The organism is Massilia eburnea (assembly GCF_009720745.1).
GTDB classification, from domain to species: domain Bacteria; phylum Pseudomonadota; class Gammaproteobacteria; order Burkholderiales; family Burkholderiaceae_D; genus Rugamonas; species Rugamonas eburnea.
In genome coordinates, this window is the sequence record NZ_WNKX01000005.1 from 182,397 (window position 1) to 206,297 (window position 23,901).

At 64.3% G+C, this 23,901-nt stretch carries 19 protein-coding genes and 1 tRNA gene; 18 read left to right on the plus strand and 2 right to left on the minus strand.

From position 1 onward, the window contains the following. Positions 1–23 precede the first annotated feature (23 nt). From GM658_RS08650 to GM658_RS08715, 14 genes are all read left to right on the plus strand, one after another. Entirely contained in the window at positions 24–536 is a 513-nt protein-coding gene (locus tag GM658_RS08650) for a hypothetical protein (RefSeq protein ID WP_155453610.1), read from the plus strand. A 62-nt stretch (positions 537–598) separates the two neighbouring features. Further along, a complete protein-coding gene (locus GM658_RS08655) occupies positions 599–1,360 on the plus strand; it encodes a 3-hydroxyacyl-CoA dehydrogenase (protein WP_155453611.1) in 762 nt (253 codons plus the stop codon). A gap of 83 nt (positions 1,361–1,443) precedes the next feature. Next, entirely contained in the window at positions 1,444–3,186 is a 1,743-nt protein-coding gene (gene ggt / locus GM658_RS08660; RefSeq protein WP_155453612.1) for a gamma-glutamyltransferase, read from the plus strand. 65 nt (positions 3,187–3,251) lie between these two features. Continuing rightward, positions 3,252–4,421: a patatin-like phospholipase family protein gene (locus tag GM658_RS08665; RefSeq protein ID WP_155453613.1), complete on the plus strand. Its 1,170-nt coding sequence runs from the start codon at positions 3,252–3,254 to the stop codon at positions 4,419–4,421. Positions 4,422–4,476: 55 nt separating this feature from the next. Continuing rightward, positions 4,477–8,652: a two-component regulator propeller domain-containing protein gene (locus GM658_RS08670; protein ID WP_371865063.1), complete on the plus strand. Its 4,176-nt coding sequence runs from the start codon at positions 4,477–4,479 to the stop codon at positions 8,650–8,652. Positions 8,653–8,671: 19 nt separating this feature from the next. Continuing rightward, complete coding sequence (locus GM658_RS08675) at positions 8,672–9,379, plus strand: response regulator (RefSeq protein WP_155453614.1); 708 nt, start codon at positions 8,672–8,674, stop codon at positions 9,377–9,379. Between the two features lie 95 nt (positions 9,380–9,474). After that, positions 9,475–11,112 carry an AMP-binding protein gene (locus GM658_RS08680; RefSeq protein WP_155453615.1) on the plus strand — a complete coding sequence of 546 codons (1,638 nt, stop codon included), beginning with the start codon at positions 9,475–9,477 and terminating at the stop codon, positions 11,110–11,112. An 8-nt stretch (positions 11,113–11,120) separates the two neighbouring features. After that, positions 11,121–13,496, plus strand: coding sequence for a bifunctional salicylyl-CoA 5-hydroxylase/oxidoreductase (locus GM658_RS08685; RefSeq protein ID WP_155453616.1), 2,376 nt, complete (start codon positions 11,121–11,123; stop codon positions 13,494–13,496). Positions 13,497–13,499: 3 nt separating this feature from the next. Then, positions 13,500–14,339 carry an SDR family NAD(P)-dependent oxidoreductase gene (locus tag GM658_RS08690; RefSeq protein WP_155453617.1) on the plus strand — a complete coding sequence of 280 codons (840 nt, stop codon included), beginning with the start codon at positions 13,500–13,502 and terminating at the stop codon, positions 14,337–14,339. Positions 14,340–14,352: 13 nt separating this feature from the next. Continuing rightward, on the plus strand, positions 14,353–14,838 hold the full coding sequence (locus GM658_RS08695; RefSeq protein WP_155453618.1) for a MarR family winged helix-turn-helix transcriptional regulator: 486 nt from the start codon (positions 14,353–14,355) through the stop codon (positions 14,836–14,838). Beyond that, the gene (locus GM658_RS08700) at positions 14,835–15,689 is read left to right on the plus strand and encodes an enoyl-CoA hydratase family protein (RefSeq protein ID WP_155453619.1); all 855 of its coding nucleotides are present in this window, start codon (positions 14,835–14,837) and stop codon (positions 15,687–15,689) included. Before GM658_RS08695 ends, GM658_RS08700 begins: the two co-directional genes overlap by 4 nt. 1 nt (position 15,690) lies before the next feature. Next, a complete protein-coding gene (locus GM658_RS08705; RefSeq protein WP_155453620.1) occupies positions 15,691–16,851 on the plus strand; it encodes an acyl-CoA dehydrogenase family protein in 1,161 nt (386 codons plus the stop codon). 9 nt (positions 16,852–16,860) lie between these two features. Continuing rightward, a complete protein-coding gene (locus GM658_RS08710) occupies positions 16,861–17,253 on the plus strand; it encodes a RidA family protein (RefSeq protein WP_155453621.1) in 393 nt (130 codons plus the stop codon). Between the two features lie 42 nt (positions 17,254–17,295). Beyond that, positions 17,296–18,057, plus strand: a complete 762-nt coding sequence (locus tag GM658_RS08715; protein ID WP_155453622.1) for a PEP_CTERM-anchored TLD domain-containing protein — start codon at positions 17,296–17,298, stop codon at positions 18,055–18,057. Here GM658_RS08715 and GM658_RS08720 read toward each other — a convergent pair. Both GM658_RS08720 and GM658_RS08725 read right to left on the minus strand, forming a co-directional pair. Next, the gene (locus GM658_RS08720; RefSeq protein WP_155453623.1) at positions 17,990–18,217 is read right to left on the minus strand and encodes a hypothetical protein; all 228 of its coding nucleotides are present in this window, start codon (positions 18,215–18,217) and stop codon (positions 17,990–17,992) included. The two genes, GM658_RS08715 and GM658_RS08720, sit on opposite strands and share 68 nt — an antisense overlap. A 106-nt stretch (positions 18,218–18,323) precedes the next feature. Continuing rightward, positions 18,324–18,398: transfer RNA gene (locus GM658_RS08725), tRNA-Arg, on the minus strand. A gap of 79 nt (positions 18,399–18,477) precedes the next feature. Here GM658_RS08725 and GM658_RS08730 point away from each other — a divergent pair. From GM658_RS08730 to GM658_RS08745, 4 genes are all read left to right on the plus strand, one after another. Further along, the gene (locus tag GM658_RS08730; RefSeq protein WP_155453624.1) at positions 18,478–20,391 is read left to right on the plus strand and encodes an ATP-binding cassette domain-containing protein; all 1,914 of its coding nucleotides are present in this window, start codon (positions 18,478–18,480) and stop codon (positions 20,389–20,391) included. 128 nt (positions 20,392–20,519) lie between these two features. After that, a complete protein-coding gene (locus tag GM658_RS08735) occupies positions 20,520–21,263 on the plus strand; it encodes a CAAX prenyl protease-related protein (RefSeq protein ID WP_371865064.1) in 744 nt (247 codons plus the stop codon). A 23-nt stretch (positions 21,264–21,286) separates the two neighbouring features. Continuing rightward, complete coding sequence (gene epsL, locus GM658_RS08740) at positions 21,287–22,474, plus strand: XrtB/PEP-CTERM-associated polysaccharide biosynthesis outer membrane protein EpsL (protein WP_155453625.1); 1,188 nt, start codon at positions 21,287–21,289, stop codon at positions 22,472–22,474. Between the two features lie 15 nt (positions 22,475–22,489). Continuing rightward, entirely contained in the window at positions 22,490–23,872 is a 1,383-nt protein-coding gene (locus tag GM658_RS08745; RefSeq protein WP_155453626.1) for an undecaprenyl-phosphate glucose phosphotransferase, read from the plus strand. The last annotated feature ends 29 nt before the right edge of the window (positions 23,873–23,901 follow it).

The window sequence follows — 23,901 nt, forward strand, 5'->3', positions numbered from 1 at the left end:
GGACGTACGCTGCGGAGGGCATCATGAAGCTACCCATCCTGCTGGCGCTGGCCGCTGGGCTTTCCGGCCCGGCCGCCGGCGCCAATTCCATTTCCACTGACGAGTACCGCAAGCTGCCGGAGTGCCGGCTCAGCGCCGACGGCAAGCACCTGGCGCAGGAGCCTTGCCGCACCGCGCCGCCGCGAAAGGTCATGCCGCGCCGCCCGGTGCCCCTGATCGTCACGCCGACACCCCGTATCGCGCCGGCACCCGATCCCGGGCTGACCTGGGCGCCGATCCTGAGCAGGCGCGATCCTTTCGCGCCACCGACGGCGATCGCCCAGTTGCCGCGCGCCGGCCAGCCCGCGCTGGCGCCAGGCGCGGCATTTCCTCCCGCCACGCCCTTGCCGGGCCCCAGCGCGCCGGTACCGGTCACCTGCGATGCGGGCGGCTGCCGCGATGCCAGCGGCACCTATTACCATGGCCCGCCGGGGCAGGTCATCAGCCCAAGCGGAAGAGTGTGTTCGACGAGCGCGGGATGGATGACTTGCCAGTGATTTCGGCTACAATACGCCTCGATTGACGTTTACGTAACGTAAAGTGAATAGGGGAGAAAACTATGCAAATCAAGGACCAAGTATTCATCATCACCGGCGGCGCGTCGGGCCTGGGCGCGGCGACCGCGCGCATGATCGTCGAGAACGGCGGTAAAGTCGTGCTGGCGGACGTGCAGGCGGAAGCCGGCGAAAAGCTGGCGGCCGAACTGGGCGCGGCCAAATTCGTCAAATGCGACGTGACCTCGGAGGCCGATGGACAGGCCGTGGTCGCTGCGGCCACCGCCATGGGCACCCTGCGTGGCCTCGTCAACTGCGCCGGCGTGGCGCCTGCGATCAAAACCGTGGGCAAGGACGGCCCGCATCCGCTGGATTCCTTTGCACGCACCATCAACATCAACCTGGTCGGCACCTTCAATATGTGCCGCCTGGCGGCTGACGCCATGGGCAAAACCGAAGCGGCCGAGTGGGGCGAGCGCGGCGTGATCATCAATACCGCATCGGTGGCGGCGTTTGACGGCCAGATCGGCCAGGCGGCTTACGGTGCGTCCAAGGCTGGCGTGGCTGGGATGACCCTGCCGATGGCGCGCGATCTGTCGCGTTCGGGCATCCGCGTGATGACCATTGCGCCGGGCATTTTCGAGACGCCGATGCTGCTGGGTATGCCGCAGGAAGTGCAGGATGCGCTGGGCAAGATGGTGCCGTTCCCGCCGCGCCTGGGCAAGCCGTTCGAATATGCTTCGCTGGCCAAGGCTATTATCGAAAATACCATGCTGAATGGGGAGACGATCCGCCTCGATGGCGCGATTCGCATGCAGCCCAAATAACACCGATACGCGGCTGCCGCGTGGCAAGTGTCAGACCCTGCGGGTCTGACACTGGTTTACCGGTTTTGGTGTAGCATGCAAAAATGAAAGCCATCGCCCTCGCCGCAGCCCTGTTCTGCACCCTCCCGCTCCACGCCCAAGACACCCGCGCCCCTGAAATCGCCACAGGCTGGCAGGAAAAGACCGGTTGGTCGGCGCAAAAATTCATGGTCGCCGCCGCCAATCCGCTTGCAACGGAGGCCGGCTACCAGATGCTGAAGCAAGGCGGCTCCGCCGTCGACGCAGCCATCGCCACCCAGCTGGTCCTGACCCTGGTTGAGCCGCAATCTTCCGGCATCGGCGGCGGCGCCTTCATGATGCATTGGGACGGCAAGAAAGTCCGCTCCTTCGACGGCCGCGAAACCGCCCCCGCCGCCGCCACCGAGACCCTGTTCCAGGATGCCAGCGGCAAGCCTTTGCCGCGCGCAGATGGCGTGGTCGGCGGCCGTTCCGTCGGCGCCCCCGGCGTGCTGCGCATGCTGGAGCTGGCGCACAAGCAATACGGCAAGCTGGCCTGGGCCAAGCTGTTCACCCCGGCCATCAAGCTGGCGGAGGAGGGCTTTGCCGTCAGCCCGCGCCTGAACTCCCTGCTGTCGAATGAGCGCTACCTGCAGCGCGACCCGGTCGCCGCCGCCTACTTCTTCGACAAGGACAGGAAAGCCTGGCCGGCCGGCCATATCCTGAAGAACCCCGCGCTGGCCAGGACCCTGCGCGAAATCGCCGCCGAGGGCGCCGACGCCTTTTACCGCGGCCATATCGCACGCGACATCGCCGCCAAGGTGCAGGGGCACCCGACCAACCCCGGCGGCCTGACGGCGGCCGATATCGCCGGCTACAAGGCCAAGGAGCGTGAGCCGGTATGCTCCGACTACCGCGCCTACACCGTCTGCGGCATGCCGCCGCCATCGTCCGGCGGCATCGCGATCGCGCAGATCCTGGGCATCCTGGAAACCAGCAAGATCGGCGAGTACGCGCCGGTCAATGGCGTACTCACGGCAGACGCCATCCACCTGATGTCGGAAGCGGAGCGCCTGGCCTATGCCGACCGTGCGCGCTACGTGGCCGATACCGATTTCGTGCCGCTGCCCGGCAAGGGCGCCAGCGGCTTGCTGGATAAGGCTTACCTGCACCAGCGCGCCACCCTGATCGGCGAGAAGTCGATGGGCCGTGCCCGCGCCGGCGTGCCGGCCGAAGTCAAGGTGGCCTGGGGCGACGACACGGCGCTGGACAAGCCATCGACTTCGCACCTGGTCGTGGTCGACGCCAACGGCAACGCCATCTCCATGACCACTTCGGTGGAAGACGCGTTCGGTTCACGCCAGATGGTCGACGGCTTCCTGCTGAACAACCAGCTGACCGACTTCTCCTGGGATTCGGTGGATGAAAACGGCCCGATCGCCAACCGCGTGCAGCCGGGCAAGCGCCCGCGCAGCGCGATGTCGCCGACCCTGGTGTTTGACAAACAGACGAAGCAGCTGGTGCTGGCCACCGGTTCGCCGGGAGGCTCCACCATCATCAATTACGTGTCCAAGGTGCTGGTCGGCGCGCTGGACTGGAAACTCAATGTGCAGCAAGCCATCAGCCTGCCCAACTTCGGCAGCCGCAATGGCCCGACCGAACTGGAAGCGGGCAAGTTCTCGAGCGACGTGATCGGCCAGCTGAAAGCGCGCGGCCACGAAGTGCGCCAGGTGGAGCTGAACTCCGGCCTGCAAGGCTTGCAGCGCACGCCGGCCGGCTGGTTCGGCGGCGCCGACCCGCGCCGCGAAGGCATCGTGCGCGGCGAGTGACCACAGCGCGACAGGCGGCGGGCCGGCAGTTCCATGGCCCGCCGCCGGCATGTTACCCTTGACAAATGGGCATGAAAAAGAAAACGGGCTTGATCCTGACGGGCGGTGGCGCCCGTGCGGCGTACCAGATAGGCGTTTTGCAGGCGATCTCCGAAATCCTGTGGGAAGAGGGCTGGCCGCCGGCACGTAATCCATTCCAGATCATTTGCGGCACGTCGGCTGGCGCCATCAACGCCACGGCCCTGGCCTGCCGCGCCGACAACTTCGGCGAAGGCGTGCAAAAGCTGCTCGACGTGTGGAGCAATTTCGAAGCGAACCAGGTCTATCGCGCCGATTCGCTGGGCGTGCTGCGTTCCGGCGCACGCTGGCTGTCGCTGCTGTCTTTCGGCTGGCTGCTGCGCAAATGGCGCGCCGCGCCGCCCCAGTCCCTGCTCGATAACACGCCGCTGGTCAACCTGCTGCACCGCATGCTGGACTTGCCGCGCCTGGACAACTGCCTGCAGGAAGGGCTGCTGCATGCAGTGGCCGTCACCGCCTCGTCCTATACCGGCGGCCAGCACATTACCTTCTACCAGACCGCCGCAGAAATCGCGCCCTGGATCCGCATGCAGCGCGTGGCGATGCAGGACCAGATCGGTGTCGAGCACCTGCTGGCGTCGTCGGCCATTCCCTTCATCTTTCCCGCCACCCCGCTGTACATGGGCGGCCATCTTGAATACTGCGGCGACGGTTCGATGCGCCAGCTGGCGCCGATCTCGCCTGCCATCCACCTCGGCGCGCAGAAGGTGCTGGTGGTCGGCGCCGGCCGCCTGACCGAGCCGCCGCGCACGATGACGGAAACGCCGCGCTACCCAAGCCTGGCGCAGATTGCTGGCCATGCCATGTCCTCCATCTTCCTGGATGGACTGGCGGTCGACATCGAGCGCCTGAACCGCGTCAACAAGACGCTCTCGATGCTGCCGGAAGACCTGCTGGCCCAGACCCCGCTGAAACCGGTGGAATTGCTGGTGATTGCGCCATCCGAACGCCTGGACGACCTGGCGGCGCGCCATATCGGCAGCCTGCCGGCGCCGATCCGCACCATGCTGTCCGGGATCGGCGCCACCGAGGCGCGCGGCTCGGCGCTGGCTTCCTACCTGCTGTTCGAGTCCAGCTACACCCAGGAGCTGATCCGCCTCGGCCAGCGCGACACCCAGGCGCGGCGCGCCGACGTGCTGGCGTTTTTCGGGTCATGACGCCGCCAAATAGTAAAATGGCAGCTTTTTCCCTGCTTTTGGCTGATACCTGACCGTGGCCGGAAAACGTCGACTGCTCCCACGCCTGGCCGCACTGGCACTGGCTTGCACGCTAGCCCTCCCGGCGCTGGCGGCGCCGCCGCGCACCCTGCGTTTCGAGCAGCTGGATGTGGACGATGGCCTGGCGCAGGAATCGGTGCTGGCCATCGTCCAGGACCGCCAGGGTTTCATGTGGTTCGGCAGCCAGGCCGGCCTGAGCCGCTTCGACGGCTACAAGGTTACCGTCTACCGCAATATCGTGGGCGATGCGCGCAGCCTGTCGGAAAACTGGGTCGGCGTCCTGCACCTTGATCCGCGCGGCCGCATGTGGGTCGGCACGGACGGCGGGCTTGACCTGTTCGACCCGCGCTCGCAAGCGTTCATGCATTACCTGCCGCGCGAACCGGAGAAGCGCGGCAGCGGCAACCGCCACATCAAAGCCATTGCCGACGACGGCCATGACGGACTGTGGATCGGCACCGCCGACGGCCTGCAGCATTTCGATCCGGTCACCGGCAATTTCGAGATCTACCACCATGAGCGCGGCAATGCCGCCAGCCTTGGGCACGACCAGGTCAATGCGCTGGCGCTGGACAAGCAGGGCAGGCTGTGGATTGCCACGTCGGCCGGCGTCGACATGCTGGAGAGCGGCTCGCGCAACTTCGTCCACTATCCGCTGCTGGCGGCCGGCGCGCGCGGCGCCCAGTCCTTGCTGGTGGACCGCGACCAGGTGCTGTGGATCGGCTCCCAGAACGGCATCGAGCGCTGGACGCTGGGCGGCAAATATCCGCAACGACGCGTATTGGGCGAGGCGCAAGGCCTGCCGCAAGGCACGGTCAAGAAAATCTACCAGGACCAGGATGGCACGCTGTGGATCGGCAGCCAGACCAGTGGCCTGTTCCGCTGGCGTCCGGAAGACGAGCGTTTCGTTCAATACCGCCACCAGCAGGGCGACTCGCACAGCGTGGCGGACAACTATGTCTACGCTCTGTACCGCGACAACGTCGGCACGCTGTGGGTCGGCACCTGGTATCGCGGCGTGAGCCGCGTAGACCTCGGCAGCGGCGGTTTTTCGCGCCTGGTCAAGGATCCCGGCCAGCCTTCCACCCTGGGCGACAACAAGGTGCGCGGCCTGGTCGACGCCGGCAACGGCAAGATCTGGGTCGGCAATAGCGACGGCCTGAATTACTTTGATCCGGTGGCCGGCAGGACCGAGTTGTACCGCCCCGGAAACGGCAACGACCGGCTCGATTCCGAGATCACCGCGCTGAGGCAGGACCCGCGCGACCGCAACCTGCTGTGGGTGGGCGGGCGCTACGGCGTGCGCCGTTTCGACGTCAAGGCGCGCCGTTTCGGTCCGCTGATGCTGTCGCACGGGGATCCGGAAAACGACGTGATCCGCTATTTGTACGGTGACCGCGAAGGCATGATCTGGGCTTCCTCGCGCACCGGCCTGCACCGCATCGACCCTGGCAACAACAGTGTGCAGACCTTCCGCCACGACCCGGCCGACATCAACAGCCTGGCCGACAGCGTGGCGCGCCCGGTGCTGGAAGACCGGCAGGGCAACCTGTGGGTCGGCACCTTCAATGGCCTCGACCTGCTGGACCGCAAGACCGGACGCTTCACGCACTACCGCAATAACCCGAACGACCAGGGCAGCTTGAGCCACAACGAGGTGCACTACCTGTTCGAGGACGACAGCGGCACGCTGTGGATCGGCACCGCGGCAGGCCTGAACCGCATGGAGCGGCGCGCCGACGGCAGCGTGCATTTTCGCCGCTTCCTGCGCAAGGACGGCCTGGCCGACGACGCCATTGCCGGCATCCTGCCGGACCACGGCAAGTATTTGTGGCTCTCGACCAATACCGGCATTTCGCGCCTGGACATGGGCAACGGCCAGGTGCGCAATTATTCCGGCGTGGACGGCACCATCGAAGGCGCCTATTTCGACGGCTCGGCCTTGCGCGCGGACGACGGCACCCTGTACTTCGGCGGCTTCAATGGCATCACCGCCTTCGACCCGCAGGAGGTGCGCGAGAACAGCGCTGCGCCGACGGCCGTCATCACCGATTTCCAGATCTTCAACAAGCCGGTGCGGCCGGGGCAGGGCGGCGCCAACAAGGGCGTGCTGCAGCAAGCCATCGAATACACCAATGCCCTGTCGCTGCGCGAAGGCGACTCCGTGTTCTCGCTGGAATTCGCCGCGCTGCACTACGCCGCCCCGCAGCGCAACCGCTTCGCCTACCAGCTGGTCGGCTTCGACAAGGACTGGGTGGTGACCGACGCGAACAAGCGTTTCGCCACCTATACCAACCTGGACCCTGGCACCTACCAGTTCCGCGTCAAGGCCGCCAACAAGGACGGCATCTGGAGCGACAATGCGGCCACGCTGTCGATCACCATCGCGCCGCCGTTCTGGAAGACCTGGTGGTTCCGCCTGATGATGCTGGCGACCCTGCTGGGCGGTGCCTGGGCGGCCTACCATATGCGGGTGCGCGTGCTGCGCCGCCAGCAGCAGCGGCTGGAGCAGCAGGTCGGCCTGCGCACCGCCGAAGTGGAATTGAAGAACCAGCTGCTGCTGGAGCAGAAGCGCGAGCTGGAGCAGCGCGACAAGCACCTGTCGCAGGCCAAGCAGCGCGCCGAAGACGCCACGCGCCAGAAGTCCGAATTCCTGGCCAATATGAGCCACGAAATGCGCACCCCGCTGGCCGGTGTGATCGGCATGCTCGGTTTTGCGCTGCGCGACAACGGCCTGGCCGAACGTACCCGCGAACAGATCGAGCGCGGGCAGGGCAATGCGCAGTCGCTGCTCGCGATCATCAATGACCTGCTCGACTTCTCCAAGATCGAAGCGGGCAAGCTGAAGATCGAAGCGATCGATTTTGCCCTGGCCAGCCTGGTGGAAAACGTGGTCAGCCTGTTTGCCGAGCAGACCATGTCCAATACGGTGGGCTTCGAGGTCGATTTCGCGGAAGATTTGCCGGAATTCGTGGTGGGCGATCCGACCCGCCTGCGCCAGGTGCTGGTCAACCTGGTCGGCAACGCCTTCAAATTCACCGAGCGCGGCAAGGTATCGCTGCGCGTGGAGCGCGAGAGCAGCGGGCCGGAAGGACACCGCATCCGCTTCATGGTGGAAGATACCGGCATCGGCATCCCACCGGACGCCTTGCCGCGCCTGTTCCAGAAATTCGAGCAGGGCGACACCACCACCACCCGCCGCTACGGCGGTACCGGCCTTGGCCTGGCGATCAGCAGCCAGCTGGTGGAATTGATGGGCGGGGCGATCGACGTGGTCAGCGCGCCGGGCGCCGGCTCCACATTCGCCTTCACGATTCCATTGCGCGACGGAGTGGCGCCGCCCCTGGTGCCGCATGTGCCGCGCGAGCCGCACAGCCACCAGCTGCGCGTGCTGTGCGCGGAAGACTTCCCGACCAACCAGATCATCATCCGCATGATGCTGGAAGACATGGGCCACAAGGTCGACATCGCCGGCAATGGCGTGCTGGCGCTGGCCGCCTGCGCCCAGCAGCATTACGACCTGGTGCTGATGGATGGTCGCATGCCGGAAATGGACGGCGCGACGGCCACCCGGCTGATACGCTCCGGTGGCCCGCGCGAGGCGCCGGTGCTGGACCCGCACCTGATGATCGTGGCGGTTACCGCCAACGCCAGCGATGAAGACCGCAGCCGCTACCTGGCGGCCGGCATGGACGACTTCCTGACCAAGCCGATCGACGAAGGTGCGCTGCACACGCAAGTGGAACGCGCCATCGAACGCCAGCTGGCGCGCGGCAAGACGCTGCGGCGCATGCACGCGCCGCCGGCGAAGGGCCCGTCGGTGGCGGAGCTCGATGCCATGTTCGGCGTCAGCGAAGAGCCGCGGCAGGAGGCGCCGTCGGCACTGGCGGGCCAGGCGCTCAAGCTGCGCCTGCGCGACGCCTTCGTCGCCGACCTGCCGCAGCGCCTGCGCGACATGGACCAGGCGCTGGCCGCGGCCGATGCCGATGCGGCGGGCCGCCTGTTCCACGGCATGAAAGGCAGCGCGGCCTACCTGGACGAGGCGGAATTGCACGCCTTGTGCGGCGAACTGGAAAAGGCAGCCGACCGCGCCATGTGGCAGGCGATCCGCGACAAGCTGCCGCGGCTGCGGGTGCTGCTGGAACACGTCGTTTCACCAACGCGTCATTAGGATAATCAGCGGAGAGAGCATGAAAGTATTGGTAGTCGACGATGATGTAGTCTCGCGCATGGTGCTGATGCACCTGATCGATGGTTGCGGCAAGTTCGAAATCATCGAGGCGGAAGACGGCGCCGACGCCTGGCAGCAGCTGCAAGGCGGCCTGCGCCCGGGAATTGTGTTCTGCGACTTGCGCATGCCGCGCATGTCGGGCCTGGAATTGCTGCAGCAGGTGCGCGCGCATGGCGAGCTGGCGCAAGTACCGTTCGTGCTGGTGTCGTCGGCCACCGACAAGGATACGGTGCAGCAGGCCACGCTGGCCGGCGCCACCGGCTACATCGTCAAGCCCTTCCAGTCCGACCAGGTGCGGGCCCACCTTGGCGCTTTCCTGGACCAGGCGGCCAATGGCTATGAACACCAGGCGGAGGAGCCGTCCGCCACCCTGGCGCGGCTGGGGATTGGGGCGGACCGCCTGCTGGTCTACCTGGCCGGTTTCCAGAACCAGCTGACGGCGGCGGGCACCGAGCTCGATGCTTTGCTGGCGCGCGGCGAGCAGGACGAAGCCCGCGTGCGGCTGGAGCGCCTGCACACCGGCTGCACCACGCTGGGCCTGCACGGCGCAGCCGCCGCGCTCAAGCCGCTGATGGGCGGAGGTGCCAGCAACGAGGCGGTGCAGGCGGCGCTGACCGATGTCATTCGGGCGGTGCTGCACCAGTCCTCGCTGGTGCGCCAAGGGTAGGGGGACTGCCATCCCAGCCTTGCGGTAAAACTATTTTAGGTTTAAAGTAGTCTGCACGATCACGCAGGCTGACTTCAAACCTTACCCAGGCGAACATGAACAGACCCACTGCAGCAGAACCGAGCGCGCATCTCGACCAGTTCGCGCGCCAGCACCTCCCGCCGATGGAGCAATGGCCGGACCTGGTATTCGACCTTCCCGAATTGCAGTACCCGGCGCGCCTGAACTGCGTCGCCGAAATCCTCGACAAGGCCGTTGCCGAAGGGCGCGGCGCCCGCCTGGCCCTGCGCGGCGACGGCATCAGCTGGACGTACGCTGAACTGCAGCAGCAAGTGGACCGCATCGTCAACGTGCTGCTTGGACCAATGGGCCAGGTGCCCGGCAACCGCGTCCTCCTGCGTGGCGCCAACCACCCGATGATGGCTGCCGCCGTGCTGGCGGTGCTGAAGGCCGGCCTGATCGCGGTACCGACCATGCCGCTGCTGCGTGCGCGCGAACTGGGCGTGATCATGCAGAAGGCGCAAGTGCAGGCCGTGCTGTGCGCCCACGCGCTGCGCGAAGAGATCGAAGCCGCGCCAAACCGTCCCGAACGCACCGTATGGTTCAATGTGCCCGCCGATGCCGACGGCGCGCCGCAAGCTTCGCTCGACGCGCTGATGGCCGCGCAGCCCGCCAGCGCTGCAGCCTGCGACACTGCGGCCGACGACATCTGCCTGATCAGCTTCACTTCCGGCACCACCGGCGTCCCGAAGGGCACCATGCACTTTCACCGCGACGTGCTGGCCATTTGCGACTGCTTCCCGCGCCACATCCTGAAGTGCGGCGCAGACGACCTGTTCATCGGCACGCCGCCGCTGGCCTTTACCTTCGGGCTTGGCGGCCTGCTGCTATTCCCGCTGCGTGTGGGCGCCGCCGCCGTGCTGCTGGAAAAACTGAGCCCGGAATCGCTGCTGCAGGCAATCGAAGAATACCGCGCCACGATCTGCTTCACCGCGCCGACGTTCTACCGCCAGATGGCAGCGCAGGCAAGCAAGCATGACCTTTCCAGCCTGAAGAAATCCGTCTCGGCAGGGGAGGCGCTGCCGGTGGCGACGCGCGAAGCCTGGCAGCAGGCCACCGGCCTGCGCATGATCGACGGCATCGGCGCGACCGAGATGCTGCACATCTTCATTTCCGCCGCCGGGGACGACATTCGGCCCGGCGCCACCGGCAAGCCCATTCCCGGCTATCGCGCCTGCGTGCTCGATCACAAAGGCCAGCCGGTCGGCCCCGGCATCGTTGGCCGCCTGGCGGTGAAAGGCCCGACCGGCTGCCGCTACATGGACGACCCGCGCCAGCGCGACTACGTGCTGAATGGCTGGAACCTGACCGGCGACGCCTACGAAATGGATGCCGACGGCTACTTCTTCTACCGTTCGCGCACCGACGACATGATCATTTCCGCCGGCTACAACATCGCCGGCCCGGAAGTGGAGGACGCCTTGCTGCGCCATCCGGCGGTAGCGGAGTGCGGCGTGGTCGGCAAGCCCGATGAAGAGCGCGGCCAGGTCGTGGAAGCGCATATCGTGTTGAAGCCGGGCTTCGAACCGTCGCCGGACATGGCGGCGCAACTGCAGGACTTCGTCAAAGAGCAGATCGCGCCCTATAAGTATCCGCGCTCGATCCGCTTCCTGTCTTCGCTGCCGCGCACCGAGACCGGCAAGCTGCAACGCTTCAAACTCCGTAGCACTTGAGGAAACGCATGAATATCGTCTGTATTGGTGGCGGTCCGGCCGGCCTGTATTTCGCACTGCTGATGAAAAAACAGGACCCGTCGCACCGCATCGTGGTAGTGGAGCGCAACCGGCCCTACGACACTTTCGGCTGGGGCGTGGTGTTTTCCGACCAGACGCTGGGCAACCTGGTGGCGGCGGATGAAAAGACAGCGCGCGAAATCCTGCAGGCATTCAATCACTGGGACGATATCGATGTCTTCTTCAAAGGCCAGAAAGTCACGTCCGGCGGCCACGGTTTCTGCGGCATCGGCCGCAAGCGCCTGCTGAACATCCTGCAGCAGCGCTGTGAAGAACTGGGCATCGAGCTGGTATTCGAAACCGATGTGCAGGACGACCAGGAACTGGCGGCGCGCTACGACGCCGACCTGGTGATCGCCTCCGACGGCCTGAACTCGCGCGTGCGCACGCGCTACGAGCCGACGTTCCAGCCGATGATTGAAGCGCGCCAATGCCGCTTTGTCTGGCTTGGCACGACCAGGAAGTTCGACGCCTTCACTTTCGATTTCCAGCAGACGGAGCATGGCTGGTTCCAGGCCCACATCTACCAGTACGACGGCGAGACGTCGACCTTCATCATCGAGACGCCGGAAACCGTATGGCGCGCAGCCGGGCTGGAAGACATGTCGCAGGAAGAGGCGCTGGCCTGGTGCGAAAAGCTGTTCGCCGACCGGCTGGAAGGGCACAAGCTCATGTCCAACGCCTCCCACCTGCGCGGCTCGAATGTATGGATCAAGTTCCCGCGCATCGTATGCCAGAAGTGGGTGCATTGGAATGGCGATGTACCGGTAGTGCTGATGGGCGATGCCGCCCACACTGCCCACTTCTCGATCGGTTCCGGCACCAAGCTGGCGCTGGAAGATGCGATCGAGCTGGCGCGCTGCTTCGCCACGCACGGCGCCCCGGCTGCCGCACTGGCAGCTTACGAAGAAGTGCGCGCGGTCGAGGTGCTGAAAATCCAGAGCGCGGCCCGCAATTCGATGGAATGGTTTGAAAACGTGCAGCGCTACACGGCAATGGAGGCGCCGCAGTTCGCCTATTCGATGCTGACCCGCAGCCAGCGCCTGTCGCATGAAAACCTGCGCGTGCGGGACAAGGAATACGTGGCGGGCTTCGAACGCTGGCTGGCCGAGCGTGCGTTCCGGCAAGCCGGATTGCCGGCTCCTGCGGCCGGGTGCTGCGTGCCGCCCATGTTCACACCATTCAAAGTGCGCGACCTCGTGCTCAAGAATCGCATCATCGTTTCGCCGATGGCGCAATACAGCGCGGTCGACGGCTGCGTCGGCGATTGGCATATGGCCCACCTGGGCTCGCGCGCCATGGGCGGCGCTGCGCTGGTGATGGCGGAAATGACCTGCGTATCGGCCGATGCCCGCATCACGCCATTCTGCCCCGGCATGTACGCACCGGCGCACACGATGGCCTGGAAACGCATCGTCGATTTCATCCACCAGAACACGGATGCCAAGATTGGCCTGCAGCTTGGCCATGCAGGCGCCAAGGGCTCGACGCGCGCCATGTGGGATGGCATCGACCAGCCGCTGGACAAAGGCAACTGGCCGCTGGTGGCCGCATCGCAGCAGCAATACCTGCCGGGTGTATCGCAGGTGTCGCACGCTGCGACCGAGGAAGATTTGCGCCGCATCGAAGCTGATTTCGTGCGTGCCACGCTGGCGGCGGAGGAGGCGGGCTTCGACTGGATTGAGCTGCATTGCGCGCACGGCTATCTGCTGTCGTCCTTCATTTCGCCGCTGACCAATCAGCGAGCGGACGAATACGGCGGCTCCCTGGAGAACCGCTGCCGCTTCCCGCTGCAGGTGTTCGCGGCCATGCGTGCTGCGTGGCCGGCGCACAAGCCGATGAGCGTGCGCATCTCGGCGCATGACTGGGTGGAGGGCGGCATTACGCCGGATGATGCGGTGCAGATTGCGCGCCTGTTCAAGCAGGCTGGCGCGGACATGATCGACTGCTCTTCGGGGCAAGTCAGCAAGCAGGAAAAGCCGGTGTTTGGCCGCATGTTCCAGACGCCCTTTGCGGACCGCGTGCGGAACGAGGCGTGCATCCCGACCATTGCAGTGGGCTCGATCTTCGAGGCCGATCATGCGAACGGCATCATCGCCGCCGGCCGCGCGGACTTGTGCGCGGTGGGGCGGCCGCACCTCGCCAATCCGGCCTGGACGCTGGGCGAAGCGGCGAAGCTTGGCTACACGGCGGTGACCTGGCCGAAGCAGTACCTGGCGGGCAAGCAGCAGCTTGAGCGCAACCTGGAACGGGAGCGCCAGCTTGCAGCCGCCAGCGCCGGCCTGTCGCCGCAGCAGGTTGCGGCCAAATTGCTGGAGGGCTGAGCGATGCCGTTGCAAGGTCGCCATGCATTCATCACCGGCGGCGGGCGCGGTATCGGCCTGGCCTGTGCCCGTGCGCTGCTCGCGCAAGGCGCCAGCGTGACCATCGCGGGCCGCGACGCCGCGGCCCTGGAAAATGCCGCCACCACCCTGCGCGCAAGCATCGTCGCGCCGAGAAAAACCGGTAATCCGGTGTCTGACCCGCTGGGTCGGACACCGACAATTCAAATGCCGCGGGTGGCGGTGAGCGTGCTCGACGTCACTGACGAGGCGGCGGTGCACGCAGCCTTCACCACGGCGCAGCAGCAGCTTGGCCCGGTCACGATCCTGCTGAACAATGCAGGGCAGGCGCAGCCGGCGCCGTTTGCAAAGACCACGTCGCAGCACTGGCAAAACATGCTCGACGTGAACCTGACGGGAGCCTTCCACTGCACCCAGGCCGTGCTGCCGCAAATGCTGGAACAGGGCTGGGGCCGGATCGTTAATATCGCCTCCACCGCCGGCCTGAAAGGCTACAAATACGTCAGCGCCTATGTCGCCGCCAAGCACGGCCTGGTCGGGCTGACCAGGGCGCTGGCGCTGGAGCTGGCGACAAAGAACATCACAGTGAACGCTGTCTGCCCCGGCTATACCGAAACCGACATCGTGCAGGATGCGATCGCCAACATCATGCAGAAGACCGGCCGCAGTGAAGAACAGGCGCGCGCCGAGCTGGCCGCCGGCAACCCGCAGCAAAGGCTGGTGCAGGTTGAAGACGTGGCCAACGCCGTGGCATGGCTCTGTCAACCCGCATCCAGCGCAATGACCGGCCAATCCATCGCCGTCGCCGGCGGTGAAGTCATGTAAGGAAACCAGAACAATGCAACTCGACCTGGAAAGCCGCCTGACCAACGACCACCACCAATCGCTCAAGCTGTGGCTGCGCATGCTTTCCTGCACCACCAAGATCGAAGCTGAAATACGCAGCCGCCTGCGTACAGAATTCGGCATCACGCTGCCGCGCTTCGACCTGATGGCGCAGCTGGAGCGCCACCCGGAGGGCCTGCGCATGGGTGAACTTTCCAAGCGCATGATGGTCACCGGCGGCAATGTCACCGGCATCACCGACCAGCTGGAACAGGAAAACCTGGTGGTGCGCGTGCCTGACCCAAAAGACGGCCGTGCATTCAGCGTCAAGCTCACGCCAGCCGGCCGCAAAGCCTTCACGCAAATGGCGGAAGTGCACGAGAGCTGGGTTGCGGAATTGTTGCAAGATATCTCGCAAGATGACAAGGGGCAGCTGATCGAACTGCTGTCGCAAATGAAGGGCCACCTCTACGCCCGCGAAGAAAAGGACAAACCATGAAATACCTCCAGGGCGAGCCGCAAAACCTGCCCGGCAACCGCGCGCAATTCGCCGGCTACCAGGCCAGCCATTTCCAGTTCACGGTGGAGCAGGGCGTCGCCACGCTCACGCTTGACCGCCCGGAACGCAAGAACCCGCTCACTTTCGATTCCTATGCCGAGCTGCGTGAACTGTTCCGCGCCCTGGCCTATGCCGACGATGTGAAGGCGATTGTGATCACCGGCGCCGGCGAAAACTTTTGCTCTGGCGGCGACGTGCACGAAATTATCGGACCGCTGACCAGGCTTGATATGCCAGGCCTGCTGGCCTTTACCCGCATGACCGGCGACGTCGTGAAAGCCATGCGCGCCTGTCCGCAGCCGGTGATTGCCGCGATCGATGGCGTATGCGCCGGCGCCGGTTCCATGCTGGCACTGGGCTCCGACATCCGCCTTGGCACGGAGCGCAGCAAGACCGCCTTCCTGTTCACCCGTGTCGGCCTGGCCGGCTGCGATATGGGCGCGTGCGCGCTGCTGCCGCGCGTGATCGGCCAGGGCCGCGCCGCGGAATTGCTGTACACGGGCCGTTCCATGTCCGGTCCGGAAGGTGAGCGATGGGGTTTCTTCAACAGCCTGCACGCGCCGGAAAACCTGCTCGCCGCTGCGCAGGCCTTCGCGCAAGGCCTCGCCGATGGCCCGACCTTTGCCCACGGCATGACCAAGAAAATGCTGCAGCAGGAATGGAATATGGGCGTGGACGAAGCCATCGAAGCCGAAGCGCAGGCGCAAGCCATCTGCATGGCCACCAACGACTTCCACCGCGCCTACCACGCCTTTGTCGCGAAACAGAAACCGGTATTCGAGGGCGACTGATATGGCCGATAAATCTTACCTGGGCTGGCCCTTCTTTGAGCAACGCCATGCGGCGCTCGAACGCGAACTGGACGCCTGGGCGGCCGAACACGTGCGAGACGCCCACGGCAGCGACACGGACGCGCAATGCCGCGCGCTGGTGCGCGCGCTGGGCGACGCAGGCTGGCTGCGCCACGCGATTGGCGGTGCCGCGTACGGCGGCGCGCTGGACGCTATCGACACCCGCGCCATCTGCCTGATCCGCGAAACGCTGGCCCGGCACAACGGCCTGGCCGATTTCGCCTTCGCCATGCAGGGCCTGGGTTCCGGCGCCATCAGCCTGTTCGGCAGCGAAGCGAACAAGCAAGCCTACCTGCCGCGCGTGGCAAAGGGCGAGGCGATTGCCGCTTTCGCGCTGTCCGAGCCACAGGCCGGCTCCGATGTCGCCGCCATGCAATGTGCCGCAGTGCTGGATGGCGACCACTATGTACTCGATGGCGAGAAAACCTGGATCAGCAACGGCGGCATCGCCGACTTCTACGTCGTCTTCGCCCGCACCGGCGAACAGCCCGGCGCGCGCGGCATCAGCGCCTTCATCGTCGACAAGGACACGCCAGGCTTTGACATCGCCGAACGCATCAACGTGATCGCGCCACACCCGCTGGCGCGCCTGAAGTTCACCGGCTGCCGCATTCCCGCCAGCCAGCGCCTGGGCGAAGCAGGGCAGGGCTTCAAGGTCGCCATGGCCACGCTGGACGTATTCCGCACCTCGGTTGCCGCCGCCTCGCTCGGCTTTGCCCGACGTGCGCTGGACGAGGCGCTGGCCCATGCACAGGGCCGCAAGATGTTCGGCCAGGCCCTGGCCGACTTCCAGCTCACGCAAGCGAAGCTGGCGCAGATGGCAACCGGCGTCGATTCGTCCGCACTCCTGACTTACCGCGCCGCCTGGCAGCGCGACCGAGGCCAGAAAGTGACAAAAGAAGCGGCCATGGCCAAGATGAGCGCCACCGAAACCGCACAGCAGGTGATCGACGCTGCAGTGCAGATGTTCGGCGGCATGGGCGTGGTCAGCGAACACCCGGTGGAGCGCCTGTATCGCGAAATCCGCGCGCTGCGCATCTACGAAGGCGCCACCGAAGTACAACAATTGATCATCGCACGCGAGCTGCTGCGCGAAGGCTAAGGAGTCACTATGCAAGTATTACAACCGCCAGGCTGGGCGCGTCCGCGCGGCTATTCCAACGGCATTGCCGCCACAGGCCGCATGGTCTTTGTCAGCGGGATGATCGGCTGGGACGCCAATGGCGAATTCCAGACCGACGATTTCGCCGGACAAGTGCGCCAGGCCATCGAAAACATCCTCGCCGTGCTGAAGGAAGCCGGCGGCGGTCCGGAGCACATCGCCCGCATGACCTGGTACGTGGTCGACAAGCACGAATACATGGGCGCATACAAGGAGATCGGGGCCATTTACCGCGAACTGATCGGCAAACACTATCCCGCCATGACTGCGGTCGAGGTAGCGGGGCTGCTGGAGCCGCGCGCCAGGGTGGAAATCGAAGTCACGGCAGTCGTGCCCGCATAAATTGAGCGAAGTGCTATATTCCTGCCGTGGAGGTGCAATGCCATGGCCAAACTTCTCCCGCGCCTGCTAGGCGCAGTTTCTTTGTTTATCCTGTCGGCGGCACAGGCGCAAACGCCGCTGCTGACACCGTCGGACATCGCCCAGCTGAAGACCTGGCTGGGCGGTTCGTTCACATTGGTGCGCTTGTACGAGAAACAGGACGGACAAACCGCAGCGGATTTTCACGCGGCAGTGGATGGCAAGGGCCGTACATTCACCGTAATGGAAGCGACCACCGAACTCGGGCAAACATTCAAGGTTGGTGGTTACAATCCGCAAAGCTGGGATTCCTCGGACGCCTTCCATATCACGACGGAAGACGCATCGCGCACAGGCTTTCTCTTCAACCTTACTTCACGCCAGATTCATCGCCAGACGCCGCGTACTTACGCGCTCGATACGGTAGGCTCTTTCCAGACTTGGAACAATCCTCAAACCGGGCCGGTCTTCGGCGCCGGCCACGATTTGTATGTGGGATGGGACCTGACCACGGGCGGCTACTCTTCGATGTATTCCTATATCGACCCGGCGCGCAGTGATTTCGATTCCAGCCTGCTGGATGGGCGCGACTACAAGTCGCCCAATATCACCTATGGGGAAATGGAGGTGTGGCGCGTGTTTGCCGTGCCGGAAGCCAATGCGTGGATGATGCTGGTCTCGGGACTATGCGTGATCGGCTTCATGCGGCGCTGGTCTCTTAGTACAGGCCGGCAATTCGGCCCATCAGGCCAAGAACCATTGCGAATCCGGCGAGCATTAACCTAAGCTGCCATCGCATTTCCTTACGCAGTTCGACAAAACCGCGCTCCATGGCTGCTCGCTGCTCTGCAAATCCCTGGTCCATTCGGGTTTCAAGGCGGCGGGCAATTTCCTTTAATGACTCCACATCAACCTCGACTTTCGCAACACGAATTTCCATATCCATAATACGCCTCCCAAGCAGGTGTTTCTGCAACTGTGGCGCAAAGCGGAGCCTGGGTATTGAGCTTGGACAGTTGGGAAGCAGATAAGTTCCCGAATGAAGTTGCTGTTGGTCCCCCCGACTGGAATCGAACCAGTATCCCACGCTTAGGAGGCATGTGCACTATCCATTGTGCTACGGGGAGGACGCAAAGCGAGCGCAATTATAGCTGACAGGCTGGCAACGGGTAAAATGCTCGTTTTTCCGTCTCGATCTGCATTCCAATGGCTGTCATTTCCTTAACATCTGCACAACTGGCTTTCGGCCACCACGCCCTGCTGGACCACGCTGAATTTTCCCTGGAGACCGGGGAGCGGGTCGGCCTGATCGGGCGCAACGGCACCGGCAAATCCTCCTTGCTGAAGATTATTGCCGGCATGCAGAAGCTGGATGATGGCCTGCTGGTCATGCAGCAGGGCCTGAAAGTCGTGTACGTGGAGCAAGAACCGCAGTTCGAAGCCGGCCAGAGCGTGTACGACGCGGTCGCTTCCGGCCTGGGCGACCTGCCTGCGCTGCTGAAGGAATACGATGAGCTGACCGGCCAGTTCGGCCAGGGCGACGACGACAAGCTGATGGAGCGCATGCACGACATCCAGCTAAAACTGGACGCCGGCGATGCATGGAACCTGAAGAACAAGGTGGAAACCGTGCTTGGCCGCCTGAACCTGAATGCGGACGTGGCGGTGGAAACCCTGTCCGGCGGCACCAAGAAGCGCGTTGCCCTGGCCCGCGCCCTGGTCGGCGCGCCCGATGTGCTGCTGCTGGACGAACCGACCAACCACCTGGACTTCAGTTCGATCCAGTGGCTGGAAGGCCTGCTGCGCGATTTCAAGGGCAGCATTCTGTTCATCACCCACGACCGTTCCTTCCTCGATAACGTGGCGACCCGCATCATCGAACTGGATCGCGGCATCCTGCTGTCCTACCCCGGCAACTTCAGCGCCTACCAGACCCGCAAGCAGGAACAACTGGCCATCGAAGAAGTCGAGAACGCCAAGTTCGACAAGGTGCTGGCACAGGAAGAAGTGTGGATACGCAAAGGCGTGGAAGCGCGCCGCACCCGTAACGAAGGCCGCGTGCGCCGCCTGGAGCGCCTGCGCGAACAGCGCGCCGCCCGCCGCGACACGCAAGGCCAGGTGCGCCTCGAAGTGGCGACCGGCGAGCGTTCCGGCAAGATCGTGGCGGAACTGGAAAACGTCAGCAAGGCTTACGGCGAGAAGGTCATCGTGCATGACTTCAGCAGCATCCTGATGCGCGGCGACAAGATCGGCCTGATCGGCCCGAACGGCGCCGGCAAGACCACGCTGCTCAAGCTGATCCTCGGCGAAGAGCAGCAGGATAGCGGCACCATCAAGCAGGGCGCCCGCTTGCAGGTCGCCTATTTCGACCAGATGCGTGCTCAGCTGAACGATAACGCTACGCTGGCCGACACCATTTCGCCCGGCTCCGACTGGGTCGAGATCAACGGCCAGCGCAAGCACGTCATGAGCTACCTGGGCGACTTCCTGTTCGAGCCGCAGCGTGCGCGCTCGCTGGTAAGCTCGCTGTCCGGCGGCGAACGCAACCGACTGTTGCTGGCGCGCCTGTTCGCCAAGCCTGCCAATGTGCTGGTGCTGGACGAGCCAACCAACGACCTCGACATCGACACGCTGGAACTGCTGGAAGAATTGCTGGAGGATTACACGGGCACCGTTTTCCTGGTCAGCCACGACCGCGCCTTCCTGGACAACGTGGTGACCCAAGTGATCGTGGCCGAAGGGCAGGGCAAGTGGAAGGAATATGTCGGCGGCTACAGCGACTGGGAGCGCGTGAAGGATACGGCGCCAACTGCGGCGCCAGTGCAGAAAAAAGCCGAAGCAAAGCCGGCCGCCGCTGTGGCCGCCGCGCCTGCGCCGGCTGCCGCCAAGGCCAAAAAGCTTAGCTACAAGGAACAGCGCGAACTCGAAGAGTTGCCGCAGCTCATTGCTAAACTGGAAGATGAACAGACGGCATTGAACCTTACCTTGTCCGATGCCGACTTCTACAAGAAGACGCCAGCCGAAGCGAAGCGTCTCAACGAGCGCATTGCACAGATCGAAGAAGAACTGATGAACGCGCTGGAACGTTGGGAAGCAATCGAATCCCGCAACAACGTTTGATCCAGCTCAATTACCTCTTTGCACTTCCACACTTTCGTGCGCTTGCGCACGATTGCCCGCTGTAATATCTGACAACCTTAATGCCGAGGCAGCCTTGCTTCGGCATTTCCAACGGGAAGGCAGATATCGTGACTACGCAGCAGCCACCTGAGCGCATTTCCCAGCCGCCGCGCGCCGCCGCGGCCGCCGCGCCCGTGCTCGCGCTGCATCCAGGCGCGGGCCACCTCATGCCGCGCGTGCTGCCGTTCGCCATCTATATTGCCTTCATCATCATCGCCGACGTGCTGGAGCGCTGCGGCCTTGCAGGCAGCACGCTGCGCTGGCTGTATCCGGTAAAGACTGCATTGGTGCTGGCCCTGCTGCTCGTGTACCGCAGGCATTACCAGGAGTTGCGCGCGAAGCCAGCGCGGCGTGACGTGCTGCTGGCGGTGGGTATCGGCGCGGCGGTCTTCCTGTTGTGGATCGTGCTGGATGCGCCCTGGATGCGCACCGGCACGCAACAAGCTTTCGACGTGGCTGGCGACGATTCCCGTATCGACTGGGCGCTGGTGGCCATGCGTGCCGCCGGTGCAGCGCTGGTGGTGCCGCTGATGGAGGAGCTGTTCTGGCGCTCCTTCCTGCTGCGCTGGCTGCACCAGCAAGACTTTCTGTCGTTGCGTCCGTCCCGTGCAGGCGTGCGTGCGGCGACGATCTCGGTTCTTTTGTTCGGTGCCGAACATAACCTCTGGCTGGCCGGCATTGTCGCCGGCATTGCCTACACCTTGTTGTACATGCGCAGCGAAACGCTGTGGACTCCCATCCTGGGACACGCTGTGACGAATGGCCTCCTGGCCATCTGGGTCATAGCCACCGGTAGCTGGACCTATTGGTAGTATTTAATAAGGCTAAAAACAATATGCGCATCCTGCCAACTCCACTGGCGCTGGCTGCTGCCCTGGCATGTTATCCCGCCTGGGCTGACATCAGCGACACCATCAAGCCCTTTGTCAGCCTGGGCTGGACATATGACGACAACCTGCTGCGCCTGCCGGACGATGCGCCGCCCGGTATCCAGCGCTCCGACCGCGCGACGCAGGCCATTGCCGGCCTCTCATTGGAGCGTCCGATCGGGCGCCAGAAAATTACCGGCCAGGCCAAGGTCTCGCGCACCACCTTCGACCATTACGACCAGCTCAATTACAACGGCAAGGATTTCAGCCTCGACTGGGCCTGGGTGCTGGGCAACCATTTTGACGGCAATATCGGCGGCAGCTACCAGCAGGTGCTGACGCCGTTCAACGACTTCCACTCGGAAGACCGCAACCTGCGCACGCAGCGCCGCCAGTATGCCAACGGCGGCTGGCGCCTGCACCCAAGCTGGCGGGTGTACACGGGCTTCCAGCGCGACCGCTTCGATTACGAGCTGGCGGCGCAAAGCCTGAACAACCGCAAGGAAGACCGCAGCGAATTGGGCATCGACTTCCTGCCATCAAGCGGCAGCCGGGTGGGGCTGGTGGCGCGCCATATCAAGGGCAGCTTCCTCAATCCGCGCCGGCTGGGCGCGACCTTCCTTGACCAGAATTACACCCAGGACGAGCTGAAAGCCAATATCAACTGGCTGTACAGCGAGATCACGCAGCTGCAGCTTCTGGCCGGCTACGCCAAGCGCAAGCACGACACTTTCACCGAGCGTGACAGCAGCGGCCTGAATGGCCGCGTCACGGTGACATGGAAGCCGCGCGTCAAGCTGCGCTTCACTGCCGACGCCTGGCGCGAATTCGCAGCAGTAGAGAGCGTGATCGTCAACAACAGCATCAACAAGGGCGCCAGCCTCAACGCTGCCTGGGATCTTTCGTCGAAGGTGCAGGCCAACGCCGGCATCAAGCGTGAGCGGCGCAACTTCGAACGCCTGCCCGGCGTCTTCTTCAACGGCGACCCGAGCGACACCACGCGCAGTACGACCCTGGGGCTGGTCTACCAGCCCGCGCGCAAGGTGCAGCTGAGCGCTACGGCTTTCCACGACCGGCGCACCGGCACGCCGCTGGCCGGCACCGGCAGCTACAAGGCCAAGGGCGTTTCACTGATGGCGACGGTGCAGTTCTGAATCCAAGGAGCGACGATGACGGTAAACGATATTCCCCTGGTTTCCTTTTTCCAGCGAGTGCTCGATCCGCTGATCATCATGGGAATGCTGTACGCCACTTCGATGGTGTATGGGGAGCCGTTTACCGGGTATTCGCTGGTGCTGATGATACTGGCCTTCTTCATTTCGTCGGCGGTGTACCAGCACGTCGATCCCTATCGCACCTGGCGCAGCGGCCGCATCATCGCCTATGCGCGCGATATTTTCATGGGATGGTTTGTTACCGCCCTGATCCTGGTCGTCCTCGGCAATGTGAGCGGCCTGGCCTACCACTATGACGACGCGGTGGTGTTCAGCTGGTTCCTGGCGACGCCGTTTGCACTGCTCATGAGCCATCTGGCGGCACGCCACGTCGGCACCGATCCGGCCAAGGAGAGCGAAGTGCGGTCCATCGTGATCGTTGGCGCCAATGAAGTGGGCACCAAGTTCGCGCGCACCGCGGAATTGATGCCCAACCTTTTCCTCAGCGTGCGCGGTTTCTTCGACGACCGCGTTGGCGACCGGATCAAGAAAGACATGGTCCACCCCATGCTGGGCAAGATGGCCGAGGTGGCGAGCTTCGTGCGCGACAACCACATCAAGATGATCTTCATCAGCCAGCCGATCTCGGCCCAGCCGCGCATCCGCAAGCTGCTCGATGAACTGCAGGATACGACGGCCTCGGTTTATTTCCTGCCCGATATTTATGTGTTCGACCTGATGCAGGCGCGCTTCGACAGCGTGGGCGGCATGCCTGTGGTGGCGATCTGCGAAACGCCGTTCGTCGGCATCGACGGCATCGTCAAGCGCGCCAGCGACGTCATCCTCGGCAGCGCGATTCTGCTGCTGCTGGCGCCGCTGATGCTGGCGATTGCCCTGGCCGTGTGGATCAGTTCGCCAGGCCCGGTGATCTTCCGCCAGCGCCGTTATGGCCTGTACGGCGAGGAAATCATCGTCTACAAATTCCGCTCGATGCGCGTGACCGAGGACGGCCCGGTAGTCCGGCAAGCCACAGCGCGCGACCCGCGCATCACGAAGATCGGCGCCTTCCTGCGCCGCACCTCGCTGGATGAGCTGCCGCAATTTTTCAACGTTCTGCAAGGAACGATGAGCATTGTCGGGCCGCGGCCGCATGCCGTTGCCCACAACGAACAATACCGCAAGCTGATCAAGGGCTATATGTTGCGCCACAAAGTCAAGCCAGGCATCACCGGCTGGGCCCAGGTCAACGGCCTGCGCGGCGAAACGGAGACCCTGGAAAAGATGGAGGCGCGTATCCGCTATGACCTGGACTACCTGCGCCACTGGTCGCTGTGGCTCGACCTGTGGATCATCTTGCGGACAGTCAAGGTGGTGCTGAACCGGCAAAACGCGTACTGAGTCAATCGTGCGCGCCCGCCGCGCAATTA

Excerpts from the sequence above, each read along its gene's own strand:
- GM658_RS08705 (WP_155453620.1), top strand. The coding sequence starts at position 15,691 with ATGGCCGATAAATCTTACCTGGGCTGGCCCTTCTTTGAGCAACGCCAT.
- GM658_RS08730 (WP_155453624.1), top strand. The coding sequence starts at position 18,478 with ATGGCTGTCATTTCCTTAACATCTGCACAACTGGCTTTCGGCCACCAC.
- GM658_RS08690 (WP_155453617.1), top strand. The coding sequence starts at position 13,500 with ATGCCGTTGCAAGGTCGCCATGCATTCATCACCGGCGGCGGGCGCGGT.
- GM658_RS08715 (WP_155453622.1), top strand. The coding sequence starts at position 17,296 with ATGGCCAAACTTCTCCCGCGCCTGCTAGGCGCAGTTTCTTTGTTTATC.
- GM658_RS08675 (WP_155453614.1), top strand. The coding sequence starts at position 8,672 with ATGAAAGTATTGGTAGTCGACGATGATGTAGTCTCGCGCATGGTGCTG.
- GM658_RS08665 (WP_155453613.1), top strand. The coding sequence starts at position 3,252 with ATGGGCATGAAAAAGAAAACGGGCTTGATCCTGACGGGCGGTGGCGCC.
- GM658_RS08710 (WP_155453621.1), top strand. The coding sequence starts at position 16,861 with ATGCAAGTATTACAACCGCCAGGCTGGGCGCGTCCGCGCGGCTATTCC.
- GM658_RS08720 (WP_155453623.1), bottom strand. The coding sequence starts at position 18,217 with ATGGATATGGAAATTCGTGTTGCGAAAGTCGAGGTTGATGTGGAGTCA.
- GM658_RS08655 (WP_155453611.1), top strand. The coding sequence starts at position 599 with ATGCAAATCAAGGACCAAGTATTCATCATCACCGGCGGCGCGTCGGGC.
- GM658_RS08680 (WP_155453615.1), top strand. The coding sequence starts at position 9,475 with ATGAACAGACCCACTGCAGCAGAACCGAGCGCGCATCTCGACCAGTTC.
- GM658_RS08745 (WP_155453626.1), top strand. The coding sequence starts at position 22,490 with ATGACGGTAAACGATATTCCCCTGGTTTCCTTTTTCCAGCGAGTGCTC.
- GM658_RS08685 (WP_155453616.1), top strand. The coding sequence starts at position 11,121 with ATGAATATCGTCTGTATTGGTGGCGGTCCGGCCGGCCTGTATTTCGCA.
- ggt (WP_155453612.1), top strand. The coding sequence starts at position 1,444 with ATGAAAGCCATCGCCCTCGCCGCAGCCCTGTTCTGCACCCTCCCGCTC.
- GM658_RS08650 (WP_155453610.1), top strand. The coding sequence starts at position 24 with ATGAAGCTACCCATCCTGCTGGCGCTGGCCGCTGGGCTTTCCGGCCCG.
- GM658_RS08695 (WP_155453618.1), top strand. The coding sequence starts at position 14,353 with ATGCAACTCGACCTGGAAAGCCGCCTGACCAACGACCACCACCAATCG.
- GM658_RS08700 (WP_155453619.1), top strand. The coding sequence starts at position 14,835 with ATGAAATACCTCCAGGGCGAGCCGCAAAACCTGCCCGGCAACCGCGCG.
- epsL (WP_155453625.1), top strand. The coding sequence starts at position 21,287 with ATGCGCATCCTGCCAACTCCACTGGCGCTGGCTGCTGCCCTGGCATGT.